The sequence below is a fragment of the Paenibacillus medicaginis genome (assembly GCF_042138635.1).
Taxonomy (GTDB): Bacteria; Bacillota; Bacilli; order Paenibacillales; family Paenibacillaceae; genus Paenibacillus; species Paenibacillus medicaginis.
Map to the genome: position 1 here is coordinate 154,987 of NZ_JBHIRY010000010.1, position 13,153 is coordinate 168,139.

Genomic DNA, 13,153 nt, shown 5'->3' on the forward strand with positions numbered 1-13,153 from the left:
ACAATCATGCCGTATGAACCCATACGATTCGAACCCTTAAAACAATTATTGTCCAAACTCCGTGAAGCCATTTATGAACCGGTTACCCAGTTGACAGCGACAGCATGGGTTACACCAGAGCCCGTTCCGTTCGCTGAAAGAATGTCGGGGGACAAAATCACACTTTCGCCCGGGGAGCGATGGGGCAAGTTATGGGATTGCGCCTGGTTTTGCTTTACGGGTCATATTTCACAATCCATACCAGATACAAAGGTCGTTCTTCTGCTGGATGTCAATGGCGAACTTTGTCTAGTGGATAACGAAGGGACACCCGTTCAAGGTTTAACCACAATCAATTCGGAATTTGATTTCACACTGGGCCTCCCCGGTAAGAGAGTAGTTCAAGTAGATCGTTCTTCGATAAGCGGCGGGGAAATTGAAATATGGGCAGATGCCAGCAATAATGACTTATTTGGCAAGTACTGCGGCGGAACCTTAAAAGAAGCGGTTATCGCGATCTGCCATGAAGACATCCGGGGGCTGTATTACGACATAGAGGTGCTGCTTGAAACGGCCGAGCATCTTCCCGCCGGCACTGCGCGCAGAGAAAAGATTCTTCAATCTCTATATGACGTTTCATTGCAATTGGCGAAATTCACACCTGACTGTATTCATCAGGCTAAGCAATTATTGGAGAGACAATTATTACTTCGTGGCGGGGACCCTGTATTCAGTATTAGCGCCGTTGGCCATGCCCATATTGATTTGGCTTGGTTATGGCCGATCCGCGAAACCATCCGCAAGGGCGCAAGAACTTTTTCGACGGTGCTTCGCATGATGGAACGGTATCCGGATTATGTATTCGGAGCAAGCCAACCCCAGTTATATGATTGGATGAAGTCGCACTATCCCAAGCTGTATGACCAGATCAAGGAGCGGGTGCGGGAAGGACGATGGGAGCCGCAAGGGGCCATGTGGGTGGAGTCAGACACCAATGTGCCAGGTGGTGAATCCCTTGTACGCCAGATTTTGTATGGTAAACGTTACTTTCAACAGGAATTCGGGCTCGAGATGAGGACACTGTGGATGCCAGACGTATTTGGATACTCCGCAAGCTTACCGCAGCTATTGAGGAAATCCGGTGTGGATTACATGATGACTCAAAAGCTGTCCTGGAGTGAGTATAACCGGCATCCACACCATTCCTTCCTATGGGAGGGTATCGATGGCTCTACAGTTTTAACGCATATGCCTCCTGAAGATACTTACAACAGCCCTGCGGCTCCGCGTTCGATTATCAAAGCTGAGCGGGAGTACTTAGACAAGAATGTATCCAGCCACGCACTGATGCTGTTCGGTATAGGGGATGGAGGCGGGGGGCCCGGAGAAGAACATTTGGAACGGCTGGCTCGTGAGAAGAACCTGCTTGGGCTAGCTCCTGTTATACAAGAGCCTTCCTGGAAATTCTTCGAGCGGCTGAATGAGGAACGAGATCATTTCCAGACATGGCGTGGCGAGCTTTATCTGGAGAAACATCAAGGAACCTTGACCAGTCAGGCACGAAATAAGCGGTACAACCGGAAGATGGAGAAAGCGCTGCGTGAACTGGAATTTGCCGCTGTGCTTGCTGCCTGGTTAGGAAAGCCATATCCATCCGAGAAACTGGAGACCCTCTGGAAGGAGGTTCTTCTGTACCAGTTCCACGACATCCTGCCAGGGTCTTCAATTAAGCGGGTATACGATGAATCATTAATACGGTATGAGGAATTACTCCAGCAGACAGAAGCCATGATCACCGAAACCCACCGGTATTTAGCAGGGCATATCTTGACGAGTGAGGTGGACGAGAAAGGAATTGTGGTGTTCAATTCACTGCCTTGGGAACGTGAGGAGTGGCTGCAAGTCAATGGGCGATGGCGTATCGTCCAGGTTCCGGCCATGGGATATACCGTCGTATCGGATGCGGCCGACCCTGCAGTCGAAGTTGAAGCAGTCTCCTATGTTCATGCAAGAACGAAGGAACGCAGCCTTGAGAATGACAAATTTATTGTGAAATTTGCTGAGAACGGCGGCATCCTTTCGATCCTGGATAAGGAGGAAGCTCGTGAAGTCATCCGGCAGGGCGGCCTGGGTAATGACCTTCGTGTGTATCATGACGACGGGGACGCATGGGATTTCCGTCATGATTATTCGGCAAGCCCCGGCATGCCGCTAATTCTTCAGCATGTCCATGAACTTTTCGATGGTCCAAAAACCGGCCTGGTCTTCGCTTACAGTTACGGAGAATCCACACTAACCCAGACGGTGGTTCTAACAGAGGGGAGCCGGCGTATCGACTTCGAGACCACTGCAGATTGGAGAGAGGAGGGTAAAATGCTGCGCACCTCTTTCCCTGTTGAGATCCGTACCGATCAGGTGCACTGTGAAATTCAGTTCGGCAGCCTGAGCAGACCAACCCACCGCAACACCATGTGGGACTTTGCGAAAGATGAGATATGCGCTCACCAATGGGTTGACTTATCGGAGCCTGATTACGGAGTAGCGCTGCTCAATGATTGCAAATACGGCCACCGGGCGATCCATAACGTCATAGACCTTCATTTGCTTCGCAGCACCTCTTATCCTGATCCGGCTGCAGATCGAGCCGAGCATAAGTTCACTTACTCGTTATACTCGCATCAAGGGAACCATGTACAGGCAGAAATTTACCGCAGAGGGAATGAGCTGAATATTCCGCTGCGCCCGGTTATCTTGTCACCATCATCATCAGACCGGCCCAAGGAAAAGCTGCCACATTCGAAAGTGTTCTTCCGGCCGAACCATCCGGGTATTATGGTGGAATCGGTCAAGAAGGCAGAGGACAGCAGCGACATCATTATCCGTCTGTATGAGACATCAGGCACTCAAATCAAAACCAGACTATTTATCGGGTTGGAAGTAAGTGAAGTTTGGATGGTTGATCTCCTGGAAAATGAGATTTCATCATTAGAGATTCAAGAGCAACCGATTAAAGAACAATCTGAGGTAGATTTATTCTTCAAACCATTTGAAATTATTTCACTGCGATTGAAAGTATAGCAGGAATAACAGGGGCCAACTCCCCCTTTAGCGAAAGGAGAGATGGGAATGTGATGAAGCCCACCCATCCATTGATGAAGCGGATCTGGAGACATAAGCTCTTTTACTTGTTCATGCTGCCTGGTATCGTCTGGTTCTTTCTATTCTCCTATGTGCCCCTGTATGGCATTCAAGTTGCCTTCAGGGACTACACCTTCATTGGCGGTTTCAGCGGAAGCCCTTGGGCCGGCTTGAAGTATTTCCAACAATTCTTTAGCTATTATCAATCGGGTGATATCATCCGTAACACCGTTATCATCAGCCTCATGAAACTGCTTGTCGGCTTTCCAATGCCAATCCTTCTTGCACTTCTCTTGAATGAGGTGCGGCTATTGAAATTCAAGAAAACAGTTCAGACCTTGTCCTATTTACCTTATTTCGTATCCTGGATCGTGGTAGTCACCCTGATGCAGAGACTGCTTACTCCATACGGCGGTCCAGTCAATGATTTATTGGGGTCATTTGGAGTGGAGCCCATCCAGTTCCTTAACAATCCGTCCTGGTTCTATCAATTGATCGTAGGATCCGATATCTGGAAAAATATTGGTTGGAACTCCATTATCTATATGGCTGCCATTGCGGGAATTGACCAGCAGCAATATGAAGCAGCCAAGATCGATGGCGCTGGACGTTTTCAACAGATGTGGCACATAACACTACCAGGTATCCGTAATGTAGCCATTATCCTGTTTATTCTGGCCGTGGGCAATTTGATGAGTGCCGGATATGAGCAGCTGCTTCTCCTGAATGGACCTGCGACTGCCAATATGGGCACTGTACTGGATGTCCATGCCATCAATTCCGGTATCCGCGAAGGGCGCCTCAGTTACGCCGCAGCTGTCGGATTATTTCAGAGCATTATTGGTCTGATCCTGGTCCTAACGGTCAATCGGATTGCGCGCAAAGCCAGTGATGTTTCCCTGTTCTAAGGAGGTGACGTTATGGAACGTAAATGGTCTATATTCTCCGTTGTCAACTATAGCATACTTGCTTTGATAGGCTTCTCCATGATCTACCCGTTTATTTATATTTTGGCTTATTCGCTGAATGACGGTAAAGATTCTATGCTGGGCGCCATCTATTTCCTTCCTCGTAAATTCACACTCGATAACTATGCCCAGGTTTTTGACAATACCCGTATCTGGAAGGCGTACCAAATTACGCTCATGCGCACCGTACTGGGAACATTCCTGCATGTGATCCTGTGTACGCTCATGGCTTATGCGCTTTCCAAAAAGACGCTGCCCGGCCGCTCATTTTTCACCTTTTATATTTTTCTGCCTACCATCTTCAATGCCGGTTTCATTCCCTATTTCATTACGCTGCAGAAGCTGCATTTAATCAACAGCTTCTGGGTGTACGTTCTTCCTATGCTGTTTAATTTCATGCACATTGTTATCATCCGTACCTTTCTGCAGGGCATACCCGAGGAGCTTGAGGAATCCGCCCATATTGACGGTTATGGTGATTTTCAAATCTTCGTCAAGATCGTCCTGCCACTTTCCGGACCTGTCTTGGCTACCATTTCCCTTTTTATCGGGGTGGCACATTGGAATGACTGGTTCTCAGGGGCCTATTACGTATCCAATAAAGATTTGATTCCGGTACAAACACTCCTTCAAGAAATGCTGACGGAAGCTGAAACGTTATCTAATTCGATGCAGCGAGCCGCGCAGCAGGGAGGGCAGACAGTTGGGGGAACCGGCGGCGCAGACGCTACGCCAGAATCACTTCGCATGGCACTGCTTGTGATCACGGTCTTTCCCATTCTGTGTATTTATCCGTTTCTGCAACGATATTTCGTAAAGGGGGTTATGATTGGATCCGTTAAAGGCTAGACATTACGAAAATCATTGATATTCCTATTCCAGGAGGCGATTGGTTTGAAGTGGGTTTGGTCGAAAGGTGTATCCGCATTACTCGTGTCCGTCATGGTTGGAGGTTTGCTGGTCAGCTGTACGAATTCATCAGGAAATGAAGGTAACAAGCTCAAAATCCTGCACAATTGGAATGGCTCGAACGGGTCCGATAATATAACCCCTGTAGAGGAAGTGATCAAGGAAAAAACCGGCGTTACCCTCGAGTGGGAGTATACCAAAGGCAGCGAAACCGAAAAAGTAAACCAGATTTTCGCCACACAGGATCTTCCGGATATTTATACCGGACCTGCTTGGGGAGGCGAATTGGATGGCATTATTAAGGCAGCCAACGAGGGGCAATTGGTGGATATCTCTGACAAGTTAAAGGATTATCCGAACCTATCCAAGTCTATTGCACCAGAAAATGTACCCCCGGCATTATATGAAAAGGCGATTGATGCATATGGCGGCAAAAAATATCTGCTTCTGCAAAATCAACCGGCTACAAACGAAGACGGCATGGATTGGCTCTATGGCTTCTATGTCCGCAAAGACATTGCTGAGAAGGTCGGCGTCGATCCGCAATCCGTTGTTACAAAGGACGATTTCTACAACTTCCTCAAGAAGATTAAGGATGCCCATTTGGAGGAGAACGGCCAGCCGGTTTTTCCGCTGGGCGGTTTCAGTAACGGCTGGGCTGTTGGTATCGGCAACACCATGTTCTTCCCGGGCGCAAGCTATGTAGATAAGGGAGACGGCACCGTCGAGCACAGCTTCTTCACGAAGGGTTATGAAGACTATACGCTGTATTATCGCAAGCTGCTTGAAGAAGGACTGATAGATCCTGAAGCCTTCACCCAAACGGACCCGATTGCCAAGGAAAAAATCAATCAAGGCCGCATCGCGATCCTGGCCGCTCACTATCCGGCCATTCTGGATGCAACCAAAGAATATACCCTCTCCCATCCGGGAAGCGAATTTATTCCGATCGGACCGCTGGAGCGGGCGGGCGTTGAGCCTGACCGGCCCGTGGATCTGGGGATTCAAGGCAATAATGTAACCGCTATCACCAAGAACTGTCAAGGCGCTTGTGTAGATGCAGCCCTTAAATTCCTCGATTTCATGGCGTCAGATGAAGGCTTCATGCTGGCACGGTACGGGGTGCAGGGCGTTCATTGGGAGATGAAGGATGGCAAACCTGTCGCTAAACAGGAATGGTTTGATAAGTTCAGTACGGACACTACCATGAAGCTTCGCAAAAATGAAGGCATTAGCATTGGCCTTAAGTCCCTTACGGGGCTTGACCGCATCAATTCCAGCGCCGGCGGAGACATTTGGGCTGAACCGGAACGGATCGAAGCGATGGAGCAAGCACGCAAAATCCTCCGTCCAAACGGCATCCAAGTAATTACTGCCTATAATCCGAGCGATGTTATTACAAAAGCGCCGGAATGGGAAATGCTGAAGCCTTCAATGGACCGGATGGGAGATGCCTGGAAGGAAGCGGTTTTTGCAAAGTCGGACGAAGCCGCGATGAACATGATCAACGAACTCCGGGAGCAGCTCATGAAGACTGGATACGAGAAAGCCATGCAGTTCACGAACGATAATTTGAAAGGAAAAGATAGGGTAACCGTTCAGATGCCGAACTGATGACAACATGCTTTTAAGGAGATGAAGGGTAATGACAACAAAGCAATTCAGACCTCCATCCGTTCCTCTTGTAACCGTGGACCCTTATTTTAGCGTTTGGTCTTCTGCAGATCACCTGTACGATGATCACACCCGGCATTGGACGAACAAGGTGCACGGCATGGTTGGGCTTGCGATCATTGACGGTCACGCCAGACGTTTTATGGGAAAAACGGCCTCTCAGGATGAATCAGGATTTCCTGAGCCGGAGGCACTCGCTCAAACCGGGCTGACGGTGGATCCCGTAACCACTCAATATACTTTTCAAGGGGAAGGAATTGAACTTCAGGTTCAGTTCACCACACCTTTGCTGCTGGATGATCTTGACTTGTTATCCTGGCCGGTGACCTACGTGACTTTTCAAGCAAAATCTATGGATGGGAAGTCCCATCAACTTAAGATTTATTTCGACGTAACAAGCGAGTGGTGTGTACATTCACCGGATCAGCAAGTGGCCTGGAAACAGCACGTGATTGAGGATCAACTGAATGTAATGTCGGTGGGGACCGTAGAACAGCCGGTATTGCAGCGTGTTGGAGATGACACACGGATCGATTGGGGATATATGGTTCTTGCGGTTCCTCAGTCTCCCCGCATCCGGACGATTATACATTCCATGGCAAGCCGAGAGCATTATATCCGAACCAGTCAACTGCCAGCAGAGGATGATCCGCACCAGCCGAGGGCTGTCTCCGATAACATGCCTGTGATGGCAGCAGAGATAGACATGGGCATCATCCGGGATGTGCCGGAAACCCGGTTTCTGATGCTTGCGTATGACGATATACATTCGATTGAATATTTTCATAAACCGCTGGATGCCTATTGGAGACGAAACGGGTTAACGTTTCATGAAATGCTGTTATTGGCTGCCGATCAATATGAAGAGATCCTGCAAAGATGCGGGAGCTTTAATCAGGAGCTGTTAGCAGAGAGTGAAGCTGCAGGCGGTGAGAAATACCGTGACATCCTGGCCCTTACGTACAGACAGGCGATTGCTGCACATAAACTGGTTGCTGATGGTTCGGGTGACGTTTTATTTTTCTCCAAAGAGAACTTCAGTAATGGATGCATCGCAACGGTGGATGTCAGTTATCCGTCGATTCCGTTGTTTCTTAGGTATAATCCGGAACTGATCAAGGGCATGATGCGTCCGATATTTCAGTATGCCAAGAGGCTCCATTGGACGTTTGAGTTTGCGCCTCACGACGTAGGGACTTATCCAAAAGCCAATGGTCAGGTATATGGAGACAATGCGTTGGAAAACCAAATGCCGATTGAAGAATGTGGAAATATGCTCCTAATGACTGCAGCGGTATGCAAATATGAGGGAAGTGCAGACTTTGCCAGGGAGCATTGGGAGCTGCTTACGAAATGGGCGGGGTATCTCCTGCAGAATGGACTTGATCCAGAGAACCAGCTGTGCACCGATGACTTCGCCGGTCATTTGGCACACAACGCCAATCTGTCCATTAAGGCGATATTAGGCATTGCCGCTTATGCGTATATGTGTGAAAAGCTTGGTTTACAGGAAGGGGCCTCTTATCTTACGGCAGCTGAAACCATGGCAAAAGAGTGGGTATCCATGGCAGATGCCGGGGATCACTATAAGCTCACTTTCGACAGCGGACCAGAGACTTGGAGCATGAAATACAATTTGGTGTGGGATCACCTTCTTGACTTCAACCTGTTCCCACAGGAGGTTGCTGCTAAAGAGCTCCAATATTATAGGAACAAACAAAATCGCTTCGGCCTCCCGCTGGATAGCCGTGATACGTATACCAAATCGGATTGGCTGGTATGGTGTGCCTCCATGAGTTCAACCCAGGAAGAGTTTGAATCCTTGATTACACCTCTATGGGATTTTATGAATCAAACGATCGCTCGTGTGCCGTTAACGGATTGGTATGACACAATCACTACAGAGCAGAAGAATTTTCAGAATCGTTCTGTTGTGGGGGGCTTCTTCATCTATTTACTCATCTCATCTCACTTAAAGGAGAAATGAAAATGATGATTCGCAAGTTAGCCATTTTGTGTATTTCCCTTGTCTGTTCAACGGTGTTATCGGCTGGCGCCTTTGCTGCTGATGATGCTTCTATGGAAGTAAATGCTTTGAAATGGCCTGAATCTCAGGCGCTTCCAACCTTCGGCAAAGCAAAATCTTTGGATGTGGCCAATGTATACGAGGCGCCGGGGGATATCAAATTACTTCTCACAACACTTGAAGGAATCATAAACAGAGTACAACCACGAATTTATGTGCAGCAGAATAAAGAGGACCCTTGGCTAAAAGATCTCCAGGTTCCATACAAACAGCACGATAACGCTATGGATGTTTTCAAGAAATATGCAAAAGAAATTAAAGGCATTATTATTTATGATCCTGATCTGCCGGATTCGATTAATGTAGCAACCACTCTTGCCGGACTAGAAAACGCCGTTGTGGCCAGTCCTGAACTTGCTGAGCAATTAACAGCGGCACCTTATAAGCTGCCGGTCCTACAAGATCTGCAAGGCAAATTCAAGAGTCGGATGGACGCATACAATTGGCAGTATGAGAATCTTTGGAGCCAAACAACGCAAAGAATGTTGGTCGGGTTAAGCCCAAATACCTCCATTCCGATTCCCCCGGATAATTTTGATTCGTTCCAAACGATTGGCATGGAGACGGAACAACTACGCGATGCAAGCAATCGGAAAACATATGAATATGATTTGTCTCCTTACCTGGGCAATGAGGCTGTTTATCTCCGCTTCCAGGACGCCTTTCCTCAGGATGGCTGGGGACCAGCCGTCCATCAAGTTACTGTAAAGGCAGACGGTCAGGTCATCGCAGATTTTAAAACAGGTTCCGCTGAGGAAGAACCTTTCCTGTATGACCGGCAAGGCTCCAAATTTTTACCTGGCAGCGATCACCGCTTCGCCGACAACGGCAATTACTTCGTTTATGAATTTAAACCTTCTGCCGAAACGAAACAATTAACCGCATCTGTGGAAATGTGGAACCAATACAAAGTATCTGCAAGCCATATTAAACCTCTATCCTCCGAAGAGAAGGAGCCTTTTGGTTATCTCCGTGATTATGCTGTAGCCAATAAAGCAATGGTTTTCTGGCTGTCAACAAGTGTACCGGAGGAAAAGGAGCTGTTCGAGAAGATTCTATCCGATGTCAAACCGGGGACCCCTTATCTGGGGTGGTTCGACAATGATGTTGAAGGAGAGGTCGCTGGCCTCGAACTAACGTCCCGTCACAGTGTGTATGTGCTTCCATCCGACTGGTTCCATAACATGACCGTATTTGCGGGAACCAAAGTAAAACAAGCACCGACCCCCAGTCGATCGAACCCTAAGCTAGAGAATAAAATTTATGTGACCTACACCTTTGGCGAAGGGGATAATCTGCAATACGACCAGAACCATATGCGCGACCTATGGGATGATCCTGCCCGGGGTAAAGTTCCTATTAACTGGACGGCAAGCCCGCTTTTGTATGACGCAGCACCAGCCATTCTAAATTATTACCGTTCAACGGCGACGGACAATGATCTGCTTGTTGCAGGACCATCCGGAGCTGGCTACTTCTACCCGCAAGTCTGGCCCCAAGAGACTTTTACGGAATTTCTGAAAAAGTCCTATTCATATCTTAAACAAACTGGCATGTCGTACCCTTATGTACTGAACCGTGAATCGGGTAGAGATGTTCCGCTCAACGAAGCTGCGGCAGCAGCGTATGAGAAATATTATAAACTCCAGGGTCTATTCTTGGCCGGAGATGAGAAAGACAACATTAAAATCATGAACGGGAGCCTTCCGGTATCCATGATGCGCGGCATCTCAACTGTTCAGGACGGCAAAAATGTATTGACCGATGCTAAGAAAGACTGGGATGGCAAATCTCCAAAATTTATTTCCATTGGGATCAACGCGTGGGGTATGACGCCATCAGATGTTCTAGCTATTTCGGAATCTCTTGGGCCAGAATATGAGGTCGTTAAAGCTGACGAATACTTCTCACTTGTTCGAAAAGCCTATGGATTAACTAAATAAGATTTGACCAAGCGGTCAAAAACACGAAAAGAGGACGACCGGATTTTTCTGGTTGTCCTTTTTTTAAACCAGTTAACGTAACAATCCGGGATACCTGAATTACAAATAAACGAAGAACTGTGTAAGTTAATAAAAGAGGGAGAGTTAAGCTAACGGGCAGTTTACATTAACGTAACTGATACATTTTGGATCTTGAAACCGTCTTTATACTGAAGTAGCAAAAGGAGGGAGGGGCTTAGGTTAGCCTGGCAGGTAAGATTGTAACGAACGAAAATGGAAGCTTTTTGAAAGGAGACTTGAGGTGAGATTGTTTGAACTGTTGCTTTTATTGTCAAACATCGGCTTGTTTGCATTAACAGTCCTATTAAAAAAAGGACGGCGTAGAATTCCAGTATCCGTTGCAAGCGGGATCGCCACACTTTTACTGGTCATTCATTGGACCGTGGAAGGATACAGAGTTCAGCTATTTTTCCCCTATTGCATGACGATCCTTTTTTTAACCGTGACAGGTTATCGCTTATACAGTCATGCTTATTCAGGGGCCGAAGTCTCTTCGGCACAGACTTCATACCCGCTGATCCTTGCGAATCCCGGCAACGGCTCTTCCAGGTTCCTCCACTTTTTAGTTCCATTAAATCCATAGGTAAGACATCTCCGAACAATGATATACCCTGATTATAGAACATAAGTTCTCATTATTCAAATGTCATCAATGGAGTATAGCCAAAAATAAAGTTATCGCATCGGAATTAATTAGACAAACGGTCCCGTTATTGACTATTAACAATATCTATTGATAAGTTCCTTTTTACAGCTCAGCTCCTTATTTATCTGATTTTTATTTTCTGGATATTTCGAACTATGAAATTTTAGTTGATACAAATTTATATCCATGTATAATAGTTCTAAATAACTAAGGAGGATTTTAGATGAATGGTAAGAAAGTAATATACAGGTGTGTTTTATTGACACTCTCTTCAATGTTGGTATCAGTATCCCCAGTCTATGCTGGTTATGGGAGCTTTCAAACTGCTGGTGTTGATGAAGATGGGAATATAGATCATGCCATTTTTGATAATTTAAGTAGTGAATACAAAAAGGCTTTAGAGAACTTTTACATAGATGAAAGTGTTGTGAAAAATATTATTTCTGGTACAAATTTTAAAGTACTTAAAGAAAGTGATATAAAAGATTTGCTACTAAGATATCTCGATGTCAAATCTAATCGAACTATAACGCGAGGAGAATTCGTTAAAATTTTTGACGGAGGATTTGGGGAGTTTCATGGAGAGCAAGATCTAGCTAACGGTCTTTCTTTGTATCACTCATATCTATTAGACCTTCAAAAAAAAGATTATATCACTGAAAGTGACTTTACTACAGGAGACTACAATACCAATATAACCCGCTTAGAGATGATAAAGATTGCGGTACGGGCTGCTAATAGACTTAGTGGATCAGATAAGTTCTCCGCTTTAGTAGCAATACAAGCTGGATTACTCTCGTCGAAAAACGGCAATTTAAATTTGGATGACCCGGTGACGGTTCGTGAAGCCCTTCAAATGACCGATAATGTTCTATGGCTTACAAAAACTGACTGGTTAGGAAAAACAGAATCTTTAAATGTAGATAAAAAAGCTTTGACTCTTATAAAGAGCACCTTAGATAGAGAAATCGATCCGTGGAATAGAAAAATTAGAACAACCAACCTACCCAAGAATGCTGACGACTATCTTTATATTTTGGATGATATTCCGAATTCGATGTATGAGATGAAATATCCACCAGGTGGAGAAGTTTTTCCTTTTAAGCCTAGTAAGGAAAGAATTACAGGTCTCGCTTATAATAAAACTGAAGCGGATGGAATGGTTAAAAATGTTGAAGAATTTTATAAACTGATTTTAAATGTAGACTATAGAACAATTGATAATAACTGGGCACAGAACGTGTATAAATTAATGAGTACTCAAGGTGTGAATGATTACAGTTTAAATAAACGTATGAATAGTTTGAGAAATTATGTTAAGTGGGTAAAGCAGAAAAAAATTATTTTAAAGGGAAGTTTAAAGGTTGAGCCTTCTATGACCTATAGCCTTGGTTTTATTTATGCAAGAGCAAAAGTTAACCTCCAAATTATTAAAGCTCCTAAAGATGCATATATGCTGAATAAGGATCAAACTGCGCTATATTGGGGTTCTTATACCGGAATGTCTTACTTTAAAAAAGGGCCAGGCACAAATATCAATCTTTATTCGGACATTAGGATTGCTCCAGATAAAGTTAATGCTGACTGGGGGGAATATAAAGTCGCTAATGAGGAGTTGTTTAAAAACTTTTCAATCATAAAATAAGTTGTACGATTAATATAAGTGCAAAAGCGTGAACGTCAAATAGCCCCCACCTATCGGTGAGAGCCGACTTGGACTATATTATTGTGGAATCTTGTTCATCCGGCA

At 45.8% G+C, this 13,153-nt stretch carries 7 protein-coding genes and 1 pseudogene; all 8 read left to right on the top strand.

Annotation, left to right across the window (positions count from 1 at the left end; translation table 11 throughout):
* Positions 1-6: 6 nt before the first annotated feature.
* The 8 genes and pseudogenes from ACE5LO_RS12850 to ACE5LO_RS12885 all read left to right on the top strand — a co-directional run bounded on the left by ACE5LO_RS12850 (position 7) and on the right by ACE5LO_RS12885 (position 13,048).
* Positions 7-3,057 (top strand): alpha-mannosidase, encoded by a 3,051-nt coding sequence (locus tag ACE5LO_RS12850; protein WP_375520417.1) that lies wholly within the window; start codon positions 7-9, stop codon positions 3,055-3,057.
* A 53-nt stretch (positions 3,058-3,110) separates the two neighbouring features.
* On the top strand, positions 3,111-4,025 hold the full coding sequence (locus ACE5LO_RS12855; RefSeq protein ID WP_375520432.1) for an ABC transporter permease: 915 nt from the start codon (positions 3,111-3,113) through the stop codon (positions 4,023-4,025).
* Between the two features lie 12 nt (positions 4,026-4,037).
* Positions 4,038-4,934: a carbohydrate ABC transporter permease gene (locus tag ACE5LO_RS12860; RefSeq protein WP_375520418.1), complete on the top strand. Its 897-nt coding sequence runs from the start codon at positions 4,038-4,040 to the stop codon at positions 4,932-4,934.
* 45 nt (positions 4,935-4,979) lie between these two features.
* The gene (locus tag ACE5LO_RS12865; RefSeq protein ID WP_375520419.1) at positions 4,980-6,608 is read left to right on the top strand and encodes an extracellular solute-binding protein; all 1,629 of its coding nucleotides are present in this window, start codon (positions 4,980-4,982) and stop codon (positions 6,606-6,608) included.
* Between the two features lie 31 nt (positions 6,609-6,639).
* Entirely contained in the window at positions 6,640-8,655 is a 2,016-nt protein-coding gene (locus tag ACE5LO_RS12870) for a glutaminase family protein (RefSeq protein ID WP_375520420.1), read from the top strand.
* Between the two features lie 2 nt (positions 8,656-8,657).
* Positions 8,658-10,697 carry a GxGYxYP domain-containing protein gene (locus ACE5LO_RS12875; protein WP_375520421.1) on the top strand — a complete coding sequence of 680 codons (2,040 nt, stop codon included), beginning with the start codon at positions 8,658-8,660 and terminating at the stop codon, positions 10,695-10,697.
* Between the two features lie 301 nt (positions 10,698-10,998).
* A pseudogene (locus ACE5LO_RS12880) lies at positions 10,999-11,316 on the top strand (alpha/beta hydrolase family protein); the annotation flags it as partial.
* A 310-nt stretch (positions 11,317-11,626) separates the two neighbouring features.
* A complete protein-coding gene (locus tag ACE5LO_RS12885; protein WP_375520422.1) occupies positions 11,627-13,048 on the top strand; it encodes a hypothetical protein in 1,422 nt (473 codons plus the stop codon).
* Positions 13,049-13,153 lie beyond the last annotated feature (105 nt).